We start from the raw sequence: 21863 nt of genomic DNA, 5'->3' as shown, positions 1-21863 counted from the left end.
GGCACACGGTGAGCGGCAGCCCCTTGGGCTCCGGAGCTTTACCCAGTACCCTCGGTATCGTGAACTCGCTCGACTGGACTCACCGCCCCACCGACCTCGAGTTCGGCCCCGCCGCGTGGCAGAGCCGACTGCTCGGCGGGCTGACCGCGGTGTTCGTCCGACCGGTAATTGCCCTGCTCACGCTCATCGGCCTCGTCGTCAACCGGTTCTATCCGGAACTGGTCCAGCGCGGCCGCTACGACATCATCGACGGGCCCTTCCGCGCGTTCCGCGCCCTGCCCGGCACCACGGTGACACCGATCAAGCTGGACGACTGCGACGCCGAATGGATCATCGCGCCGCGCGCACAGGGTTCCGATCGCGTGATCATCTACTTCCACGGTTCGGCGTTGATCACGCTCGGGCTGAACTCGCACCGGCGCTGGGCCAGCAAGCTGTCGGCCTCGACCGGCGCCCGGGTCCTGAACGTCGGCTATCGACTGGCGCCGCAGGCCCTGATCGAGGACGCCATCGCCGACGGCGTGTGCGCCTACCGCATGGTGCTCGCCGCCGGCGTCGACGCGAAGAAGATCGTGTTCGCGGGTGACTCCGCCAGCGGCCTGATCGCGACCGGCACCGCGCTCGCCGTGCGTGACGCAGGCCTGCCGGTGCCCGCCGGCCAAATCCTGCTGTCGCCGCTGACGTCGTCCGACATGAACCTGAAGTACAACGCGATGCTCGAACACCGCGACGTGCTGTTCCCGTTCATGGCGGTGAAGTACCTCTACGACGTCTTCGCGACGAAGAACGGCACCCACCCGGTGCCCGAGATGCCGACCGAATCCGACCTGCACGGCCTGGGACCCACGCTCCTGCAGGTCGGCAACAACGAGATGCTGCGCAACGACTCGTTCGCGCTCGCCGACGCGTTGCGCGCGGCGGGTGCGCAGGCATGGGTTCAGGTGTGGGACAAGGCGATGCACATGTTCCAGCTGAGCTTCGACGTCAACCCGGACGCCCGCAAGGCCGTCGACGAGATCGTCGACTTCTTCGAATACGCCACGACCACGCAGCAGTCCGGCGAGGTCGCGTCCTGATTCACGCGGCGTCAGCGGTTGTGGGCGGCCTTGGCCGCCCACTCCGTACGCAGGAAGGCCAGCAGCCTGCGCGCTGCGGGAGTGCCGGCGGTCGGCGCCCACGCCAGCGCGATCTGTCGCTGATAGTTGGTGGGCGTCAACGGGATTTCCCGGACCTTGCGTGAGGTGTGCTCGTCGTGCGGCAGCAGCGCGATGCCCATCCCCCGGCCGACCAGCTCGCGGATGGTCGAGAATTCGGTGATCTCCACGGGCACGTGCGGAACGAAACCCGCGTCACGGCACCAGCTTTCCGTCGCCTGACGCAGGTGATAGCTGGCCGGGTTGGCGATGAAGGTCTCGTCGCGCAGTTCGTCCAGCCGAAGACGACGACGGGCCGCGAGCGGATGGGCCGCCGGCAACACGGCCCGGATGTGTTGTCCGCCGATCACCACATGTTCGACGCCGTCGGGCGGCGGGATCACGACAGCGACGTCGAGCATCCCGGCCTTCAGATCCGCGGCGAGTTCACTGCCGTGCGCCTGCTTCATCTGCAGCCGGATTCCCGGTGCGCGCCGGTGGAATTCGGTGACCAGGTTCGGCACCACGCCGGCTCCCATCGTCAGGGGGAAGCCGAACCGGATGGTCCCGTGTTCGGGGTCGGCTTCGCCGGCGATCGTCTCGACCGTCGCTTCGAGCTCGCGCAACGGCCGCCGTGACTGTTCGGCAAGCTGCACCGCGACCGGCGTCAGCCGCACCGTCCGCCCCTCCTGTGTGAGCAGCCGGACGCCGAGCATCTTCTCCAAGGCGTGGATGCGCCGACTCATCGATGACTGCGGAATACCCAGGCTGTCGGCGGCACGGGTCATGTGTCCGCTCTGGGAGTCGAGCTCTTCGAGCGCCCGAAGCTGCGGCGCGAGCAGACTCATCCATTGATCCATATTCGGATGATAATCGCCAGAACATTCATTGGACGGATCAAATTCTCGGGGGTGATGCTGGAGTAACGAGACAAGGAGCAACCATGAACCCTGTTGAACCGGAAGTCGCCGACGTCGTCCTCATCGGTGGCGGCATCATGTCTGCCACCCTGGGCGCCATGATCAGCACATTGGAACCACAGTGGCGCATTGTGTTGGTGGAGCGGGCATCCGACATCGCCACGGAGAGCAGCGGGCCGTGGAACAACGCCGGCACGGGCCACTCCGGCTACTGCGAACTCAACTACATGCCCGATCCCCAAGACGGCAGCGCGCCCACGCAGATCGCCGCACAGTTCCAGTTGTCCCGCCATTGGTGGGCACATCTGGTCCAGCAGGGCCTGCTGGACCCGGCGACTTTCGTCCACGGCACGCCGCACATGGACGTGGTGTTCGGCGACCACGACGTGGCCTACCTCCGGCGCCGATTCGAAACCCTCAGCGCCGATCCGCTTTTCGCCGATCTCGAGTTCAGTGACGATCCCGCCGAAGTCGCCGCATGGGCACCGTTGGTGATGGCCGGCCGCGATCCGGCGCAACCGATTGCGGCCACCCGCCACCCCGGCGGCACCGATGTCGACTTCGGAGCGCTCACCCACGGACTGACCCGCATCATCACCTCGAACGACGGCGAGGTCCGGCTCGGGCACGACGTGCGCCGGTTACACCAGGACCCGGACGGCACCTGGTTGGTCGGCGGCCGACGTACAGAGTCGCACAACAGGTTTCAGCTGAGGGCGCGCCACGTGTTCGTCGGAGCCGGCGGGTTCGCCCTGCGGCTGCTGCAGCGCGCGCACGTTCCCGAGGTCCGCGGCTACGGTGTGCTGCCCGTCGGCGCAGCGTTCCTGCGGTGCGCGCAACCCGACGTCGTCGCACGACACGATGCCAAGGTGTATGGCCAGGCGGCGATAGGCGCCCCGCCGATGTCGGTGCCGCACTTGGACAAACGCGTCGTCGACGGCAAGGGCTACCTCATGTTCGGCCCGTATGCGACGTTCAGCACCAAGCTGCTCAAAGGCGGCAGGCTCACCGACTTCTTCACCACACTGCGGTGGCACAACCTGCATGTGCTGGCCGCCGCGGCCCTGCAGAGCCTGACCCTGGTGCGCTATCTGATCGGCGAGTTGCTCACCCCGCTCAGCGGCAAGATCAAACAGCTGCAACGGTTCTACCCGGAGGCCGACCCCGGCGACTGGGAGCTGATACCGGCCGGACAGCGGGCTCAGCTCGTCACACCGGACCCGAAGCGCGTCGGCGTGTTGCAATCGGGAACCGAGCTCGTCACGTCGGCCGACGGCACCATCGCAGGACTGCTGGGCGCCTCTCCGGGAGCCTCGACCGCCGTGCCGATCATGCTCGGCCTCCTGCAGCGGTGCTTCCCCGAGCGCTGGGCCGCCTCCTGGCAGTCCCGCATGGATGATGCCGTGGCCCCTCGCGACACTGCAGCGCTGCTCAGCCTCTGAACGGCCAATGGCCAGGTTTGCACGGAGCATCTCCGTGCGAACCTGGCCATCAGCCTGTGAATCTAGTGGGCGAAGTGCCGCGCCCCGGTCAGGTACAGCGTGATGCCCGCAGCCGCGGCGGCCGCGGTCACTTCGTCGTCACGGACCGAACCACCCGGGTGCACAATGGCTTTCACGCCGGCGTTGGTCAGGGTCTGCAAACCGTCCGGGAACGGGAAGAACGCGTCGGAGGCAGCGACGGCGCCCTTGACGCGGTCACCGCCCCGCTCGACCGCCAGCCGGGCCGCGTCGACGCGGTTCACCTGGCCCATGCCGACGCCGACGGTGGCGCCGTTGGCAGCGACCACGATGGCGTTCGACTTCACCGCGCGGCACGCGCGCCAGGCAAACACCAAGTCGGCCAACGTCTCCGGGTCCGCCGGGCTGCCGGTCGCCAGGGTCCAGTTCAGCGGGTCGTCGCCCGCGGCATCGAGCGCGTCACGCTGCTGCACCAGCAGGCCACCGCTGACCTGACGGAACTCGGTGCCGCCGGGCTGCGGTTCGCTCGCCACCAGGATGCGAATGTTCTTCTTGCGGCTCAGGATTTCGACGGCGCCCGGCTCGAAGGCGGGAGCGACGATCACCTCGGTGAAGATGTCCGCGACAGTCTCGGCCATCTCCTCGGTCACGGCCGTGTTGGCCGCGATGACGCCACCGAACGCGCTCAGCGGGTCGCACTCGTGGGCCTTGCGGTGCGCATCGGCAACCGAGATCGACGACACCGCAATGCCACACGGGTTGGCGTGCTTGATGATCGCCACGCAGATGTCCTCGTGGTCGAACGCCGCCCGCCACGCCGCGTCGGCGTCGGTGTAGTTGTTGTAGGACATCTCTTTTCCGTGCAGCTGCTCGGCCTGGGCCAGCCCCGGCCAGCCGGCGTCGTCGCTGTAGAGCGCCGCCTTCTGGTGCGGGTTCTCGCCGTAGCGCAGCACGTCAGTGCGACGCCATGTCGAACCGAGCCACGCGGGCATACCGGCGGCGGACGCCTCGTCGTCGCCGGGCACCAGCACCGACCCCATCCAGGATGCGACGGCCACGTCGTACTCGGCGGTGTGACGGAAAGCCAACGACGCCAACTTCTTCCGCTCTTCGAGCGTGAAACCGCCATCCCGGACGGCGGCCAGCACACCGTCGTACCCCAGCGGGTCGACGACGACGGCGACGCTGGGGTGGTTCTTGGCCGCAGCGCGGACCATCGACGGGCCGCCGATGTCGATCTGCTCGACGCACTCGTCCTCGGAGGCGCCCGACGCCACGGTCTGCGTGAACGGATACAGGTTCACCACAACGAGTTCGAACGCCTCGACCCCGAGCTCATCGAGCGCGGCGAGGTGCTCGGCCTTGCGGGTGTCGGCCAGCAGGCCGGCGTGCACGCGCGGGTGCAGCGTCTTGACCCGGCCGTCCAGCACCTCCGGGAAACCGGTGACCTCTTCGACGGGAGTCACCGGGATACCCTCGGCAGCAATGGTTTTCGCTGTCGAACCGGTCGACACCAGGGTCACCCCGGCCTCGTGCAGCCCGCGGGCCAGCTCGGCCAGGCCGGTCTTGTCGTACACGCTGATCAGCGCGCGCCGAATCGGTCGTCGCGTCATCCTATTGCTCCTCACCGCGGCACCCGATGGCCGCCTTTCGCCCACTCCACGTCACACCGCGGAGGGCCACCGCGGCGATCACATCTACCAACAGTCGTCGTTCGACGACTTTGATCCGCTCATGCAGCGACGATTCGTCATCGTCGTCGCGTACCGCCACCGGCTCCTGTGCCAGGATCGGGCCGGTATCGGTGCCGTCGTCGACCAGGTGCACCGTGCTGCCGGTGACCCGAACCCCGTAGGCGAGGGCCTCGGACACCGCGTGTGCGCCCGGAAACGACGGCAGCAGCGCCGGGTGGGTGTTGAGCACCCGTCCCTGGAAGCGCGCAAGAAATGCAGGTCCGAGGATCTTCATGAACCCGGCCGACACCACCAGATCCGGCTCGTGGGCCGCGACGGCGGCAGTCAACGCCGCGTCCCAGGCGGCCCGGTCAGCGTGGTCACGCAGCCGCGTGGTGAACGTCGCCGCCCCGGCGGCCGCCCCGATCTGCAGTGCCGGGCAGTCACGGTCCGCGCCGACGGCCACGACGCGCGCCGGGTAGTCGCCGACCGCCGCGGCAAGCACAGACTCGAGCAGCGAACCGGTCCCGGACGCCAGGACGACGAGCCGCGCCGGCGCAGTCGGGGGCACACGGACCGGTAGCTGCACGGGAGCAGCCTAGTGGCCGTCGTCGTCGACCACGAAATGCGCCTCAGGGTCCTCGTCCGGGTCGAAGGTGACGTGCTCACCGATGCGATCGGTGGTGCCGGATTGATAGGCCTCCGCCGGTGCCGGGGTCATGTCCGGTTCCGGACGCGCCGGCCGGCGTGGTTCGGCGGGTTTGGGCGCGGGTTCAGCATCCGGCTCCGGCGCAGTCTCGGCGGCCGGCTCGAATGCCGGGCCACCGGCGAAGTGCGAGTCGTCGTCCCCGTCCGCCGGGGCGGCCGACACGTCACCGATCAGCTTCTCGGTCACGGGCTCGTCATCGTCGACGACGTCTGCCGCCTCATCTTCGTACGGTTCCTCGTCAACCGGCGGGGCCGGCGCGACGGGTGCCGGCCGGGCCGGACGGCGGGTCAGGCCGCCCGCCATGGCCACCGTGAGACCGCCGATGGAGATGAACCACAGGAAAACCGCAGGCCCGAACGTCGTCTGATCGACGCCGAGCTCACCGAAGTTGCCCAGGCGACCGCTGCCGGCGACCGCGAGCAGGACCATCATCACCGCAGCCAGGAGCGACGCCACCGCCAACTTGGCGAAAGCAATCGGCCACGGGGCCGGGCGCCGCGAGCACTGCTGGCCCACCGCCACGGCCGAGGCCGCCGCGATGATCAGCAGCGCCACCCATACCGGACCCAGCGGAGGTGACGGCACGGCGGCGAGTACCGGCACGGCGGGCACATCCCCGCCGAGGACCGTGAAAGAACTGAACGTGGCCAACCCGACGTGCACGCTCGAACCGACCGCCACCGCGGCGGCGCCGACCATCACGTTCGGGATGTACAGCGCAGACAGCACGGTCAGGCTGAGCTGGCCGAACACCGAATCGGTGATGCCGAAGAGGTCGTGCATGGTCGACCAGTGCACGACCATCGAGCCGACCGCGACCAATCCCGACAGACCGAGCAGCGCCAACACGCCGGCGACGGCCCCGCGCAACGCCTCCGGGAGCCAGTCCGGCAGGTGCGCATCGGTCAGCAGCCGTCCCTGCAGGCGCGAGCCGACACCGATGGCCGCGCCGACCGCGTGCACCGCCAGGACGCAGCCGAATGCCTGGAGGGCACTCGGAGTCTGCAGCTCGGTGAGCACCGACGACGCATCGTGGATCACCGCGATCGCGATCGCCGCGATCAGCAGTGGTCCACCGAGCGCCGACGCGACGATCCACCGGACCACGAACCAGGACGCACCCGGCCGCGTCGCCGCGGCCGTGGTGCGGGCCGTGCCCCAGACCATCGCCAGCAGCGGGGCCAGGGGCATCACGCCGAGCTCGGCACCGCCGATCGACACCGGGACGCCGTGCACGCCCAGCCACATACTGGCCATCGCGCCGAACGCGCCGGTCAGATCGCTGTTGGCGATGACCAGCTGGATCAGCACCAGCGCGGCGATGATCGCCAGGGCGATGCCCGACGGGCCGAACGCAACCCGAAGCAGGTCACGCGCCTGACGCGTACCGACTGGTCGGTTATCCACTAGCTGGGTCACTCCTCGCGAGGTCGTCACTCGCGTGCCGCGAGCGCCCTAGCGATTATGACGAAGCCGGACCCGATTACTGCGGAGCCGGGGGTTGCTGGAAGGTCGTCGTCGGCTCCGAGCCGGATCCCGTCGAGCCCGGAACGCTGGGCGACGAGGTGAACGACGACGATCCGGCCGAGGCCTCGGACGCCGACGGACCCTGGCCCGACGACTGCTGCGGGGACGACGACTGGCCGGCCGACTGCTGCGGCTGACCGAAGGCCGGGAACCCGGTCGGCGGGGTCGGCGGACCCGAGTCCGCGCCGTGCTGCGACGCGCTCTGTGCACCGGTGTAGCCGCCGATGGGACCGTTCTGGGACTGCGGCTGGTAGCCACCCTGCTGACCGAAGTGCTGGCCGGTCTGCTGGCCGTACTGCTGCTGAGGCTGCTGGCCGTAGTACTGAGCCTGCGGGTTGTAGCCCTGCGCCGGTCCGCCGTAGTTGTACGGATCGGCCTGCGGACGCGGTGCGGGCGGCTGGATGACGCCGGCGTCCAGCAGCAGCGCCCCGACCGCGCTACCGGCCTGCAGCACCGACAGCGCGAGCACGACATAGAGGCCCCACTCGACCTCGATGCCCTTGGGCGCCTGCACGATCTCGTTGATCACGAGCAGCAGGGCCAGCACCGCCAGGATGGCGACCCACGACTTGAAGCTCTTCTGCTTGGGCAGGAGGCTGACACCGGCGAGCAGCGCCGCCAGTACGGCGACGACGATCGGCGCCTGGGTCAGGATGCTGCCAGTGCCCGCATCCAGGCCTCCCGCACCCAACTGGGGCGCGAAGTTGAAGCCGAAGATGAGCAGGCCGAGCGCCGCGACCGCGATGGTCAGGTACTCCGGCAGTTTGCTCGGGCCGGCCGGCGCCGCAGGCGCAGCCGGGATCTGCTCGGGCAGACGGTTGAACTGCTGGGTCGGCCCGCCGTACTGGTTGCCGTACTGGCCGGGCTGTTGGGCGGGCGGGTAGCCGGGGTTACCGGGCTGGTACGTCATGACCTCTCCTGTACCTGTCGACTCGACCAACCACGCTAGCGCACTTCACTGAGGTCGCCCCGCATCAGTTCGGCCCGCAGTGCACCGCCCTGACCGGCCGCGACGGTCCTGAGCAAACTCGCCGAGCCGTCACGCCGGGACGCGGATCGGCGCCTCCGCGGCGTCCTGTTCCGCCTCCTCGATTTCCCGCACCAACGGCAGCACCTTGGCTCCGAAGTACTCGATTTCCTCCTGGAAATGCAGGAAGCCGCCGAGGATCAGGTCCACGCCCCGTTTGCGGTAGGCAGCAATCCGTTCGGCGATCTGTTCCGGAGTTCCGATCAACTTGGTACGAAAACCGTCGTTGTACTGCACCAGGTCTTCGAAGCTCGAATCCGCCCACATGCCCTTCTTGTCACCGGTGGAGTTGCCGGCCTGCTGCACTGCCTGGCGGAATCCCTCGACGGCGGGCCGGTTGGCCTTCGCGACGATCTCGCGGAGGACTTCTTTCGCCTCTTTCTCCGTATCGCGCGCGATGATGAAGCCATTGAGGCCGAAGCGGACTTCCCGGGCAACCTGACGCGCGTGGTCGCGGACGTCGACGACTTGCTCGGTCACACCGTCGAAGTCCTTGCCGTTGGAGAAGTACCAGTCGGCGTAATAGCCGCCGTTGCGACGCGCCGCGCTCGAGTTGCCGCCCTGGAACAGTTCGGGGTTGGGGCGCTCGGCGGTGTTGAGCGGCTTGGGCTTCAGCGTGAAGTCATGGATGCGGTAGAAGTCGCCGCGGAAGTCGACGTCGTCCTCGGTCCAGATCTTGCGCAGCACCTGCAGGAATTCGGCGCTGCGGCGGTAGCGCTCGTCGTGCTCCAGCCAGGGCTCCCCCAGGTGCGTGAATTCGTCCTTGAACCAACCGGATACGACGTTGACGGCGAAGCGGCCATTGGAGAGGTGATCGGCCGTGGCGCCCAGTTTGGCCAGCACGGCCGGCTGCCAGAGGCCGGGGTGAACGGCCGCAATGACTTTCAGGCGTTCGGTCGCCAGCAACAGCGCGAGGCTGAAACTCGTTGACTCGTGCTGGTATTCGGCGCCGTAGCTGGCCTCATACCGGACCTGACTGAGGGCGTACTCGAAGCCGTTGTTCTCCGCGGTCTGCGCGAGCTTCTTGTTGTACTCGTAGTTCCAGTCGGTGCGCTGTTCGATGTCACTGGTCACCAGGCCGCCGCTGACGTTGGGCACCCAGTAGGCGAACTTGACGTGGTCGGCGATGCGTTCGGTCGTCATGGGCCCATGTGAACAAGCGAGGTACGCCACCGTCGTGGGTAACGTTCGCGATGAAGTTATCTCCGGATCGGTTCACCGGCGCCCAGCGGCTGCACCGTGTCGGAAATTCCCAGGTAATGGGCCCACTTCGGCATTCTTGGCACCCACTCTTGCGCCCCATACTGAAACACGTTCTAATTCACCGTATGGACTACGGGCTCGTACTTTTCACCAGCGACCGCGGCATCAAGCCCGCCGCCGCCGCCAAACTGGCCGACGACCACGGCTTCACCACCTTCTATGTGCCCGAACACACGCACATCCCGATCAAGCGCCAGGCGGCCCACCCCACCACCGGTGACGAGACGCTGCCCGACGACCGCTACATGCGGACGCTGGATCCGTGGGTCGCGCTCGGCTCCGCCGCATCGGTGACGTCGCGGGTGCGGCTGTCGACCGCGGTGGCGCTGCCTGTCGAGCACGACCCGATCACTCTCGCGAAATCGATTGCGACACTGGATCATCTGTCCGGCGGCCGCGTCTCGGTCGGCGTCGGATTCGGTTGGAACACCGACGAACTCCAGGACCACAACGTCCCGCCGGCCCGCCGCCGCACCATGCTGCGCGAGTACCTGGAGGCCATGCGCGCGCTGTGGACCCAGGAAGAAGCCGAGTACGACGGCGAATTCGTGAAGTTCGGTCCGTCGTGGGCCTGGCCGAAGCCCGTGCAGTCGCACGTCCCGATCCTGGTCGGGGCAGCCGGCACCGAGAAGAACTTCAAGTGGATCGCCAAGTCGGCCGACGGCTGGATCACGACGCCGCGCGACTTCGACATCGACGAGCCGGTCAAGCTGCTGCAGGACACCTGGGCCGCGGCCGGCCGTTCGGGCGCGCCGACCATCGTCGCGCTGGACTTCAAGCCCGACGCCGACAAGTTGGCGCACTGGAAGAAGCTCGGTGTGACCGAGGTGCTGTTCGGGTTGCCGGACAGCGATGACGCGACGGTATCGGCGTATGTCGAGAAGCTGGCTAAGAAGCTGAGCGACTTCGGGATCTGAGGTTCTGCCGCGCCGAGCTTGACGAATTGGTCGCTAATCTCTTGCAAGAACGACCATTTCGTCGATCTCGGTAACCAAGATCAGGCCAGCACAGCCCGATTACCCTCGTCGGTCGAGGTGACGACGATCTTCGCTCCCAGCGGCTCGCCGTCGCATAGCACTGCCATGAGGTCCACGTCCGTTGTGGTGGCCAAGAACCGGCTGCCATCCGCGTCGAGGCGCCCAATGATGATGCCGGTGTTGGGAGTCCAGTCGTATCGGACGGTGTAGGTCTCGATGGTCGCGGGGCCGTTCGCATGCTCGGTGACGGCGACCGTCGGCCACGACGCGACCTCTGCGCACAATTCGGCGCTGTTGTCGGCCACCCAGTCCGCCGGCTCGGTCGAATAGATGCCGACCGAGAACTTGCTGGCGATGCCGCCGTTCGCGCCCACCAATGCGAATTCGCCTGGGGCTTCCCGCATTCGGGTGACCGCTTCAGCGATGCCATGCAGCGAGTAGTTGTTTCCCGGGCCGCCGAAGTACGGCAGGCCGCCGGTCAATGTCAGACCCCGCGGATCGTCGATCGCCAGGCCGACGCCGTCACAGATGTTGAACACCGGGAACGGGAAGCAGCTGTACAGGTCGAATGCCGAGACGTCGTCGATTCCAATTCCGGCCACCCGCAACGCTTCCCGTACGGCCAGTACCGATGCCGGGCTGGCACCGACATCGGGACGGTCGAGCAGCTTCTGCTCCTTCATGTCCGCATGACCACGCAAGTAGACCCACTTGGATTCCGGCACACCGAGTTTGCGCGCCGACTCCACGGACATCAGCAATGCGGCCGCACCCATGTTCACTTGGTCGCGGGCCACCATCAGCCGCGGGTAGGGGTCGCAGATCATCCGGTTCTTGTCGGTGACGGTCACCAGCTCGTCGACGGGCCGCTCCACCGGCGCCGACGAATACGGATTCTTAGCCGCGACTTTCGACATCGGGGCGAACAGCTCCCCCATCGCCTGTCGGTAGTCCTGCACGGACAGGCCAAGCCGTGCCCGCCGGGCGTTCTCCAAGAGGCCATACTGCACCGGCGCACCGATCAGCCCGTGCCGGACGGTGTACTCGTCGAAGATGCCGTCGTACCCGTAGCCGCGGTCCTCGAGCTGGCCGTCGATGGTCTCCGAGTGATCGGGTTTGTCATCCCGACCCTTGAAGTAGCGGATGCTGGACGTGTTTTCCGACCCCATGATCATCACGACGTCGGCGCGGCCGGCCACGATCTCGCCGGCGAATTCGGTGATCAGATGTTGCGGGCTCTGCCCGCCGATGACTTCGAGCACGGCGCGGGCGGGATCAGCACCGATGCGTTGCGCCACGGAGCGCGGGTAGTTGTTCGATTTGCCGAGCGGCGCCGGAACGTGGCCGGAGATCTCGAACTGTCGAGTGCCCGCGACCGTGTCGATGGCCGCGGCAACTGCCGCGACGTCGGCTCCGGTGTCCTGCAGTGCCGCCTGCGCGGCCGCCGCTGCGAGGTCGACGGACGACATGCCGCGGTAATCGGGGTCCTCAAGGCGCTCGGTGAACTGACCGACGCCCACGATCACCGGCGTACGCGGATCGACACCCATTACAAACCTCCAGGCAACTGTTAATTCGATAGGCTAACCGATTGGGATGCGACCGCGCATGACGGGTAGCTGGGCATTTACGCCAGAGCACACGTACAACAATTCAAACGTACAACTATCTAGACGTACATCTAATTCGACGTACAATTGCCAGATGAATTGGCCTATCAGACCCATGTCCCTCGTGGTCGGCGGCGTCGTCCCACCCGAGAACGTGGTGGGCCGCGTGCGCGAGCAGCAGGAAATCCTGGCCAGCCTGCCCGACGGTGGCGCTGCTCTCGTCGGTGACCGCCGGCACGGCAAGACGTCCCTGGCCCGACTCGTCGCGCACACCGCGCGCCTGCAGGGCCTGACGGTCGTCTCGGTCAGCGCCGAGCGGCAGACCTACGCCGAGTTCGTCACGGCTCTCGCCGCCGAGCTCGGCCGCGTCGACAATGCCCTGCGCCAGGAGGTCGACCGTTGGAAGGTCGCAGTGGGCACCGGGCCGTTCAAGTTCGAGCGGGTCCGCGCCGACGCCGCTCTCGACGATCTGCTGCAGCGCGCCGTCGCCCGCACCAAGGACGGCCCATTGGTGCTGTTCATCGACGAGGTCACCGTGCTGGCCCGGAACCTCGAACGCGAAAAGCCGGGCGGCGGAGACGCGTTCCTGCACCTGCTGCGCCGGTTCCGCCAGGAACACTCCGGACGCCTGGCCACCGTCCTGTCCGGTTCCATTGGCTTCCACCATGTCTCGGAAGACGCGCTCAGTTCGGTCAACGACATCCGCAAGGTCACAGTCGGCCCGATCCGCCACGACCACGCCACCTACCTCGCCGAGTGCCTGCTGCTCGGCGTGAACGTCCCGACCACCGACCGACATCTGGTCGCGGAATCCATTGCGGCGGCGGCAGAGAACGTGCCGTATTACATCCAGCACCTGGTCGCGGGCGCGGCACGGGAAGGGTCCGTCAAGCCGGACCGCATCGCGGAGCTACTGTCCGCCGCCATCACCGATCCGCACGACCCCTGGGACCTGCGGCACTACCGCGACCGGCTGCGCAACTACTACGGCGACGACGCCCCTGCCATCGCCGGACTGCTCGACATCTACGCCCATGCCCCAACCCCATTGAGCGTCAACGCAACACTGCAGTTCCTCAAGACCGAAGGTTCACCCATCACCGATCGCGACCAGTTGGTGTCGTTCATCGAGCGCCTCGAGCAGGACCACTATCTGCGCCGCGTCGGCGACGACGACTGCTTCGCCTCCGGGCTGGTGCAGTCGGCATGGCGAGCCATGAGGCGGTAGGCCATGACCCACCCTGCGTTCTCCCCCGGCACCGTCGACCCCGACGAACTCGACGCCCGCACCGTCGGCCGCCGGCCCCTCCTGAAGCGGTTGACGGATCGCATCGTCAGCTCCGCGCAGGACGGCTCCCGGCCGCACACCTTGCTCATCGCACCTCGCGGCGCTGGTAAGACCCACACGCTTCGGGTCGCGATCCATCGCGCGCTGAAACACCGCAAGGCCGCCAAAGCCACACTGCTGCTGACACTTCCCGAGGACGCCCTGGCCATCGGCAGCTATCCGGACCTGCTCGTCGAACTGCTGCGCACGCAGGGCCCGGAAATACTCGGACGAGCCCAGGAGCTTCGCAGCGACGCACTGGAGCTGGAACGGGAAATCCTCGACCTGGCCGCCGGCCGTATGGTGTTGGTCGCGATCGAAAACGCCGACCGCATCTTCGACGCCATCGGCGAGGCGGGCCAGGGCAGTTTTCGCGCCTGGGTCGAAACATCCACCGCCGTCTTGGTTTTCGCGACGTCTCCGGCGCTGTTCCCGGCAGTCTCGTCCCGCACCCACCCGTGGTACGGCTCGTTCATCATCGAGGAACTACCCGACCTCGCGGACACTGACGTCGCCGAGTTCCTCACGCAGCACGCCCGCGATCGCGGATTGGCCTCGTACGTCGAGACTTCCGAGGGTCGGACCAAGATCGGCGAGACGGCCCAGACCATCGGCTGGTCACCGCGTAACTGGCAGATCATCGCCGAGACCGTCGACCGCGCCGCACTGGAAAGCGTCACTCCCGCTGCCGACGCGGTATTGGAACAGCTGACGCCGCATTATCAGCAGTTGTTGTGGCAGCTTCCGGCCGGCGAACAACGCCTGATCGTCGAACTGGCCCGCGCCGACGGCGCCCGCACCGTCACCGATCTCTCTGCCGCCGTGGGCATTTCGAACCAGTCGGCGTCAGCGGCGCTGGGCCGCCTCACGGCCGGCGGCTGGGTCCACGCCGCCAAAGCGGACTCCGGCGACCGTCGCGCCACCTGGTACGACCTCAGCGATCCACTGCTCCGCAACTACTTGCACTACCGCGAGCGCCGCCAGCGCTGACGCGGCCAATGTGCAGCCAGAGCGCCCCACTGTCGGGATCTGCGATCTGTTTGCACACTCGCGTCGTCAGCCGCATTCGCGCGAAGCACAACAGGCCCCCACCAGAAGGTGGGGGCCTGTTGCGCAGAAAGAAATTACAGCGACTGCAGGATCTCGCGAGCCAGCGCAGCGGTGGCCGACGGGGTCTTGCCGACCTTGACGCCGGCAGCCTCGAGGGCTTCCTGCTTGGCGGCGGCGGTGCCCGACGAGCCCGAGACGATGGCGCCGGCGTGGCCCATGGTCTTGCCCTCCGGAGCGGTGAAGCCCGCGACGTAGCCGACGACCGGCTTGGTGACGTTGGCCTTGATGTAGTCGGCGGCACGCTCTTCGGCGTCGCCGCCGATCTCGCCGATCATCACGATGACCTTGGTCTCCGGGTCCTTCTCGAACGCCTCGATGGCGTCGATGTGGGTGGTGCCGATGACCGGGTCGCCGCCGATGCCGATGGCGGTCGAGAAACCGAAGTCACGCAGCTCGTACATCATCTGGTAGGTCAGGGTGCCGGACTTGGAGACCAGACCGATCGGGCCCTTGCCGGTGATGTTGTTCGGCGTGATGCCGACCAGCGCCTCACCGGGGGTGATGATGCCCGGGCAGTTGGGGCCGATGATGCGGGTCTTCTGCCCCTTCTCGACGTTGTAGGCCCACGCGTACGCGCTGTCCTGCACCGGGATGCCCTCGGTGATGACGACCAGCAGCGGGATCTCGGCGTCGATGGCCTCGATGATGGCGTCCTTGGAGAACGCCGGCGGGACGAAGGCGATCGACACGTCGGCGCCGGTCTCCTTCATGGCCTCGGCCACCGTGGCGAACACGGGCAGCTCGATGTCGTTGCCGTCCTTGTCCACATGCGAGACCTTGGTGCCAGCCTTGCGCGCGTTGACGCCACCGACAACCTGGGTGCCGGCCTTCAGCATCAGCTTGGTGTGCTTGGTGCCCTCACCGCCGGTGATGCCCTGGACGATGACCTTGGAATCCTTGTTCAGGAAGATAGACATAAGTTGTTGGCTCCCTTACTTGTTCGCCAGCTCGGCGGCTTTGTCGGCACCGGAGTCCATGGTCTCGGCCTGGATCACCAGCGGGTGGTTGGCCTCGGCCAGAATGCGGCGGCCCTCTTCGACGTTGTTGCCGTCGAGGCGGACGACCAGCGGCTTGTTGGCCTCGTCGCCCAGCATTTCCAGCGCCTTGACGATGCCGTTGGCGACGGCGTCGCACGCGGTGATGCCACCGAAGACGTTCACGAAGACGCTCTTGACCTGACTGTCGCCCAGGATGACGTCCAGACCGGCGGCCATGACCTCGGCCGAGGCGCCACCACCGATGTCCAGGAAGTTGGCGGGCTTCACGCCGCCGTGGTTCTCGCCGGCGTACGCGACAACGTCCAGCGTCGACATGACCAGACCGGCACCGTTACCGATGATGCCGACGGCGCCGTCGAGCTTGACGTAGTTGAGGTCGTGCTCCTTGGCCTTGAGCTCGAGCGGGTCGGTGGCTTCCTTGTCCTCGAACTCGGCGTGGCCGGGCTGACGGAAGTCGGCGTTGGCGTCCAGGGTGACCTTGCCGTCGAGGGCGAGGATCTGGTCGTCGGGGGTGCGAACCAGCGGGTTGACCTCGACCAGGGTGGCGTCCTCGGCGACGAAGACCTCCCACAGCTTCTGGATGGTCACGGCCGCGGCGTCGAGCACCTCGGCGGGCAGGTGGCCCTTCTCGGCGATCTCACGGGCGAAGGCCAGGTCAACACCCTTGACGGCGTCGACGGGAACCTTGGCGAGACGCTCCGGCTTGGTGGCGGCGACCTCTTCGATCTCCATGCCACCCTCAACCGAGCACATGGCCAGGTAAGTGCGGTTGGCGCGATCGAGCAGGAAGGAGATGTAGTACTCCTCCGCGATGTCGCTGGCTTCGGCGACGAGCAGCTTCTTGACGATGTGGCCCTTGATGTCCAGACCGAGGATGTTCTGCGCGTGGGTGAGGGCGTCCTCCGGGGTGGCGGCGTACTTCACGCCACCCGCCTTGCCGCGGCCGCCGACCTTGACCTGTGCCTTGATCATGACGGGCTTGCCGATCTCCTCGGCGATCGCCTTGGCGTCATCGGCGGACTCGGTGACCCGGCCCGGTGTAGTAGGGACGTTGTGCTTGGCGAACAGCTCTTTCGCCTGGTACTCGAAGAGATCCATGAGCTCTGAGAAATCCCGTTCTGTCTGCGTTGACGGTTGAATTCACTTCAGCATTGGGCCGCACTGGCTCGCTCGGCACTTTAGCCACGTACTAATGAGTAGCCAGCACCGCCTACTACCCATGTGGTACATCTCACCTGAGAGCAACCAGTGAGGCAAATCACAGTTCCCGGCCAATGACACCTATAGGTTGCCAATCGGTTCTGATTTTCAGTACCGTCATGGGCGGTCTCTGTAACGGTACGGTCACGGAGCAAAGGAATTTTCGGTTGACTGAGCACGATTCGTCTGGCACTCCCCTCGGAGAGGCGACGGACGCCGGCATCACCGAGAACGCTACCCGCACCACCGTCAAGCTTTCCCGCGCTGTGAGCCCTGCCGAAGTGACCGACATCATCCCGTTCAACGAGTTCGGCGACCTGCACGATCTGGACCTGTCCGAGAGCGCCTTCGACCGCGATTCCCGCGTCAACGCCGCCCCTGAGCTCGACGATCTGAACGACACCGACGACGAGACCCCCCTGACGCTGACCGTCCCGGCCGAATTCCAGCAGCCTGAGGGCGCCCAGCGGCTCTCCGCGAGCGCCTACCGTGACAGCCACACCGATACCAGCAACGGTCTCGACGACACCGACATCATCGATCTGCGCGCGAGCCGCGGCACCCACCGCAAGCCTGAGCCCGTCAATGGCGTGAAGGGCCGTCTGGTCGCCGCCGCGATGGCCGTGGGCGCCACTGCCGCCGCCGGGTACTCGATGATGACCAGCGCCGATCAGCCGACCAGCACGAAATTGGCCGCTGACCAGGTTGTCCGCGCGGACGGGTCATCTGAGGGCATCCAGATCGTCAACGTCGAACCCGCCGCCTCGTCCGGCGCGGTGCACGCCCAGGAGCTCGCCAACGGCGCGGCGTTCGCGCAGGAACGCGCCGAGCGCGAAGCCCGGCTGGCCCGCCCGCTGTTCGTGATGCCGACCAAGGGTGTGTTCACCTCCGGCTTCGGCTACCGCTGGGGCGCGCTGCACGGCGGCATCGACATCGCCGGCCCGATCGGCACCCCGATCGTCGCCGTGTCCGACGGCGTCGTCGTCGCCGCAGGCCCGACCGCTGGCTACGGCGCGTGGGTCAAGGTCCGCCACTCGGACGGAACCGTCACGCTGTACGGCCACGTCAACACCTGGGTCGTCTCGGTCGGCCAGCGCGTCTTCGCCGGCGACCAGATCGCCACCATCGGCAACCGCGGCAACTCGACCGGCCCGCACTGCCACTTCGAGGTGCTCATGGGCGGCAGCCAGCGCATCGACCCCGTGCCGTGGCTGGCACAGCGTGGCCTGAGCCCGGGTAACTACGTCGGCTGATCCGTGACGGACAACAACGCCGACGGGCCAGCCCAGACGCATTCGTCCGACCCCACCCAATCTTTCGGACGTCACTCTGACGACGAACCCAGAACGGGGTTGATCCGGCGCGCGCCGACGGGAGCCTTTCCCGTCACCGACGCACCGCCCACCAGCATCATCCGCCGCACGCCCACTGGTTCGATACCCGTCGTCGACGCTCCTCAAACGAGTGTCATCGAGCCCGCGACCGGTCTCATTCCCGTCGAGCCCGCGACCGGCCTGATCCGGGCCGAGGATGCCCCCGCGACCACGTTCATCCCGGCCTCGGGCCCCGCTCCGGCAGCGGCTCCCGCTCCCGAGTCGGCTCCGACGCCGGCGCCGAAGCCACCGCCCGGGCCGTTCGCCGCCTGCGCCACCGCCACGGCCTGCATCTTGAGTGGCTGGGCGACGGCCGTCATCGCCACTTCACTGATCGCCGGGTGGTGGCGCACCGATCCGCTGTTCTGCGTCGCCATCGGCTTCCTCGCCGCCGTCGGCTGCGGCGCCACCATCGGCGGGCAGATCGCCGTCCTGCTGCGGCGCCGCACGGGCCGGGTCGTGGTGGTGGTCGGCGCCTTGGTGACGCTGGTGATCTTCGCCAGTTTGTTCGTCGCCGGGGCCAAACTGCCGCCGATCGTCTACGGCATCCCGGTGCTGCCGATCGCCAGCATGGTGCTCGCGATGCTGCCCGTTACCGGCCGCTGGTGCACCAAAACCTGACGCGCCGAAGCGAATCCGGCTAAAAATCAGCGAGATCGCACCGTCCGACTTTCGCGCGCGCCGACGCTAAAGCTTCTGTACCGGAGCGTGGTTGTGCATCAGTTTGACCCGGCCGGAGCTGCCGAAATCGATGAGCGACATGGCCGATTCGCCGACACCACTGACCTCCTCGACGCGGCCCAGGCCGTACTTGTCGTGCGTGACACGGTCACCTGGCGAGAGCACCACCAGCGGCTTGTTGCGGTTCGGCGCCGGCCGCATGGGCGACGGACGTCCACCACCGAGACCACCGCCCGATCCGCCGGACCCGTAGCCTCGCGGCGCCGACAGCGATGGTGGCGGCTCGACGCGGCGCCAGTCGATGAGCTCCTGCGGAATCTCCTGCAGAAAGCGCGATTCCGGGTTGAGCATGGGCTGCCCCCACGACGAGCGCACCTTGGCGCGGCTGAGGTACAGCCGCTGGCGCGCCCGGGTGATGCCGACGTACGCCAGCCGACGTTCCTCGGACAGTTCGGTCGGGTCGCCGAGGGCGCGCATGTGCGGGAACATGCCGTCTTCCCAGCCGGTCACGAAAACCACGGGGAATTCGAGGCCTTTGGCGGTGTGCAGCGTCATCATCGTGACGACGCCGTCGCCGTCTTCGGGGATTTCGTCGGCGTCCGCCACCAGCGAGACCCGTTCCAGGAACGCGGCCAGCGCTCCGGTGTCGGGCACGTCCTCGTCCAGTTCCTCTTCCTGCAACGCCTGCGCGTTGGCCAGGTCGGTGCTGAATTCGTGTGCGACGCTGACCAATTCGTTCAGGTTGTCGAGCCGCGCCTGGTCCTGCGGGTCGCTGGACGCTTCCAGTTCGCGGCGGTAGCCCGTGCGGTCCAGCACCGTCTCGACCAGGTCACCCAGCTCGCCGTCGAGCCCGCCGCGCAGGCTGTCCATGAGCTCGACGAAACTGGCTATCGCCTTCTCCGAGCGGGAGTTCAGCATCGGCACCCGGCCCTCGGCGGCGGCCTGCAGCGCGTCACTGAAGCTGGCGCCGGTGTTCTCCGCGTACACCGCCACGCAGGCCTCGGCGCGGTCACCGATGCCGCGGCGGGGGGTGTTGAGGATGCGCCGCAGGCTCACCGCGTCGCCCGGGTTGTCCAGCACCCGCAGGTACGCGACGATGTCGCGAATCTCCTTGCGCTCGTAGAAGCGCATGCCCCCGACGACTTTGTACGGGATGCCGGCCCGGATGAAGATGTCCTCCACGGACCGCGACGAGTTGTTGGTGCGGTAGAACACCGCGATGTCGCCGTAGCTGTACTTGGTGTCGATACCGCTGCCCTTGGTGGTCAGCGTGTCGATCTCCTCGGCGATGAACCGTGCCTCGTCGTGTTCGTTGTCGGCGACGTAGCCGACGATCAGCTCGCCCTCGCCGGCGTCGGTCCACAGCTTCTTGTCGCGGCGTCCGGCGTTGCGGCTGATGACGCCGTTGGCGGCCGACAGGATGTTCTGCGTGGAACGGTAATTCTGTTCCAGCAGAATGGTTTTCGCATTCGGGAAGTCGCGCTCGAAATCCTCGATGTTGCGGATGGTCGCGCCGCGGAACGCGTAGATGGACTGGTCGGCGTCACCCACGACGCACAGTTCGGCGGGCGGGACGTCGTCGGCGCCTTCGGGCGCGTGGTGCCCGACGAGCTCGCGCACCAGCACGTACTGGGCGTGGTTGGTGTCCTGGTACTCGTCGACCAGGATGTGCCGGAAGCGGCGCCGGTAGTACTGCGCGATCTGCGGAAAGCTCTGCAGCACAGCGACGGTCTCGCCGATCAGGTCGTCGAAGTCCATGGCGTTCGCCGCCCGCAGCCGGCGCTGGTATTCGCCGTAGACCTCGGCGACGATCTTCGGCAGGTCCTCGTCGGCCTCCGACGCCTCCGAGGCCGCCTGCAGCGGGTCGATCAGTTCGTTCTTCAGGTTCGAGATCGCGGTCGCGAGCATGCGCGGCGAGTACCGCTTGACGTCGAGGCCCAGGTCCTTGCCCACCATCATCAACAACCGGCGCGAGTCGTCGGCGTCGTAGATGGAGAAGTTGGAGTTCAGCCCCGGCAGCAGCGAGGCCTGGTTCCGGAGGATGCGGACGCAGGTGGAGTGGAACGTCGACACCCACATCGACTTGGCCCGCGGACCGATCAACTGAACCACGCGCTCACGCATCTCGGCGGCAGCCTTGTTGGTGAACGTGATGGCCAGAATCTGGCCGACGCCGACGTCGCGGTTGGCCAGCAGGTAGGCGATGCGCCGGGTCAGCACCGCGGTCTTGCCCGAGCCCGCGCCGGCCACGATCAGCAGCGGCGAACCCTCGTGCAGCACAGCTGCACGCTGCTGCGGGTTGAGGCCATCCAGGAGCTGATCGATGTCGGGGGCTGTACTCGTCATATCAGCTCAAACTTACCGCCGGGGTGCGACAACCCACGCATTTCCCCGGTCGCTTCGGTCACCTCTTTGCGCTGGCACCGGCCGGGATGGCACACTCGGAACGTGCTCAATGCGCAGCAGCGATTTTTCTACGGGTACCGGACGCCGGTACCCGGGGTTTAGCTGCTTCCCTTCAGCCCCGTGGTCCGCATCCGGATCCGGGGCTCGTTTGTTGTGTGAGGCCTGAATTCGGATGACACCAGAATCCACCAACAGCGAGGAAACCATGTCAACCGAAACTGAACTCCCCAACATCGATGCGCTCCGCGTGGAGATCGACGAGCTGGACGCCACCATCCTGGCGGCCGTCGCCCGTCGCACCGAGGTCTCCAAGATGATCGGCAAGGCCCGCATGGCCTCCGGCGGCACCCGGCTGGTGCACAGCCGCGAGATGAAGGTCATCGAGCGCTACAGCGAGCTGGGCCCCGAGGGCAAAGACCTCGCCATGCTGCTGCTCCGCCTGGGCCGCGGCCGCCTCGGCCACTAGCGA

18 protein-coding genes are annotated in these 21863 nt (G+C 67.2%); 8 read left to right on the top strand and 10 right to left on the bottom strand.

Going from position 1 to position 21863, the window contains the following annotated elements; translation table 11 throughout:
- Positions 1-59 precede the first annotated feature (59 nt).
- Positions 60-1076 (top strand): alpha/beta hydrolase, encoded by a 1017-nt coding sequence (locus EB75_RS04745; protein WP_073694334.1) that lies wholly within the window; start codon positions 60-62, stop codon positions 1074-1076.
- 11 nt (positions 1077-1087) lie between these two features.
- Here the strand turns inward: EB75_RS04745 and EB75_RS04740 are convergent, their stop codons facing one another.
- Entirely contained in the window at positions 1088-1993 is a 906-nt protein-coding gene (locus tag EB75_RS04740) for a LysR family transcriptional regulator (protein ID WP_073694333.1), read from the bottom strand.
- Between the two features lie 83 nt (positions 1994-2076).
- On the opposite strand from EB75_RS04740, the gene mqo reads away from it, so the two are divergent.
- Positions 2077-3495 (top strand): malate dehydrogenase (quinone), encoded by a 1419-nt coding sequence (mqo, locus tag EB75_RS04735; RefSeq protein WP_073694332.1) that lies wholly within the window; start codon positions 2077-2079, stop codon positions 3493-3495.
- A 62-nt stretch (positions 3496-3557) separates the two neighbouring features.
- Here mqo and purH read toward each other — a convergent pair whose 3' ends face one another.
- From purH to sfnG, 5 genes are all read right to left on the bottom strand, one after another.
- Positions 3558-5126: a bifunctional phosphoribosylaminoimidazolecarboxamide formyltransferase/IMP cyclohydrolase gene (gene purH / locus EB75_RS04730; RefSeq protein WP_073694331.1), complete on the bottom strand. Its 1569-nt coding sequence runs from the start codon at positions 5124-5126 to the stop codon at positions 3558-3560.
- Between the two features lies 1 nt (position 5127).
- The gene (purN, locus tag EB75_RS04725) at positions 5128-5775 is read right to left on the bottom strand and encodes a phosphoribosylglycinamide formyltransferase (RefSeq protein WP_073694330.1); all 648 of its coding nucleotides are present in this window, start codon (positions 5773-5775) and stop codon (positions 5128-5130) included.
- A 9-nt stretch (positions 5776-5784) separates the two neighbouring features.
- The gene (locus EB75_RS04720) at positions 5785-7302 is read right to left on the bottom strand and encodes a cell division protein PerM (protein WP_073694329.1); all 1518 of its coding nucleotides are present in this window, start codon (positions 7300-7302) and stop codon (positions 5785-5787) included.
- Positions 7303-7378: 76 nt separating this feature from the next.
- The gene (locus tag EB75_RS04715) at positions 7379-8332 is read right to left on the bottom strand and encodes a DUF5336 domain-containing protein (RefSeq protein WP_073694328.1); all 954 of its coding nucleotides are present in this window, start codon (positions 8330-8332) and stop codon (positions 7379-7381) included.
- Positions 8333-8461: 129 nt separating this feature from the next.
- Complete coding sequence (gene sfnG / locus EB75_RS04710; RefSeq protein ID WP_073694327.1) at positions 8462-9592, bottom strand: dimethylsulfone monooxygenase SfnG; 1131 nt, start codon at positions 9590-9592, stop codon at positions 8462-8464.
- 185 nt (positions 9593-9777) lie between these two features.
- On the opposite strand from sfnG, the gene EB75_RS04705 reads away from it, so the two are divergent.
- On the top strand, positions 9778-10629 hold the full coding sequence (locus EB75_RS04705; RefSeq protein WP_073694326.1) for an LLM class F420-dependent oxidoreductase: 852 nt from the start codon (positions 9778-9780) through the stop codon (positions 10627-10629).
- Positions 10630-10709: 80 nt separating this feature from the next.
- Here EB75_RS04705 and EB75_RS04700 read toward each other — a convergent pair whose 3' ends face one another.
- Complete coding sequence (locus EB75_RS04700) at positions 10710-12239, bottom strand: acetyl-CoA acetyltransferase (RefSeq protein WP_073694325.1); 1530 nt, start codon at positions 12237-12239, stop codon at positions 10710-10712.
- A 175-nt stretch (positions 12240-12414) separates the two neighbouring features.
- On the opposite strand from EB75_RS04700, the gene EB75_RS04695 reads away from it, so the two are divergent.
- Together EB75_RS04695 and EB75_RS04690 are read left to right on the top strand one after the other, a co-directional pair.
- Entirely contained in the window at positions 12415-13527 is a 1113-nt protein-coding gene (locus tag EB75_RS04695; protein ID WP_073694324.1) for an ATP-binding protein, read from the top strand.
- Between the two features lie 3 nt (positions 13528-13530).
- Complete coding sequence (locus EB75_RS04690) at positions 13531-14616, top strand: MarR family transcriptional regulator (protein WP_073694323.1); 1086 nt, start codon at positions 13531-13533, stop codon at positions 14614-14616.
- A gap of 134 nt (positions 14617-14750) precedes the next feature.
- Here EB75_RS04690 and sucD read toward each other — a convergent pair whose 3' ends face one another.
- Positions 14751-15653, bottom strand: a complete 903-nt coding sequence (gene sucD / locus EB75_RS04685; protein ID WP_020099021.1) for a succinate--CoA ligase subunit alpha — start codon at positions 15651-15653, stop codon at positions 14751-14753.
- Between the two features lie 15 nt (positions 15654-15668).
- A complete protein-coding gene (gene sucC / locus EB75_RS04680) occupies positions 15669-16832 on the bottom strand; it encodes an ADP-forming succinate--CoA ligase subunit beta (protein ID WP_060999384.1) in 1164 nt (387 codons plus the stop codon).
- A gap of 269 nt (positions 16833-17101) precedes the next feature.
- Between sucC and EB75_RS04675 the strand changes: the two genes are divergently transcribed.
- On the top strand, positions 17102-18187 hold the full coding sequence (locus EB75_RS04675) for a M23 family metallopeptidase (protein WP_142239423.1): 1086 nt from the start codon (positions 17102-17104) through the stop codon (positions 18185-18187).
- A gap of 3 nt (positions 18188-18190) precedes the next feature.
- Positions 18191-18928 carry a hypothetical protein gene (locus EB75_RS04670; protein ID WP_502689337.1) on the top strand — a complete coding sequence of 246 codons (738 nt, stop codon included), beginning with the start codon at positions 18191-18193 and terminating at the stop codon, positions 18926-18928.
- Positions 18929-18994: 66 nt separating this feature from the next.
- On the opposite strand, the gene pcrA is transcribed toward EB75_RS04670, so the two are convergent.
- Positions 18995-21334 (bottom strand): DNA helicase PcrA, encoded by a 2340-nt coding sequence (gene pcrA / locus EB75_RS04665; protein ID WP_073694320.1) that lies wholly within the window; start codon positions 21332-21334, stop codon positions 18995-18997.
- A gap of 232 nt (positions 21335-21566) precedes the next feature.
- Between pcrA and EB75_RS04660 the strand changes: the two genes are divergently transcribed.
- Positions 21567-21860 (top strand): chorismate mutase, encoded by a 294-nt coding sequence (locus EB75_RS04660; protein ID WP_060999377.1) that lies wholly within the window; start codon positions 21567-21569, stop codon positions 21858-21860.
- Positions 21861-21863: the final 3 nt, after the last annotated feature.

Origin of the sequence: Mycobacterium sp. ST-F2 (assembly GCF_001905655.1) — a bacterium.
Taxonomy (GTDB): domain Bacteria; phylum Actinomycetota; class Actinomycetes; order Mycobacteriales; family Mycobacteriaceae; genus Mycobacterium.
The sequence above is the reverse complement of the archived record's forward strand: the minus strand, read 5'-3'. Positions and strand labels throughout refer to the sequence as shown.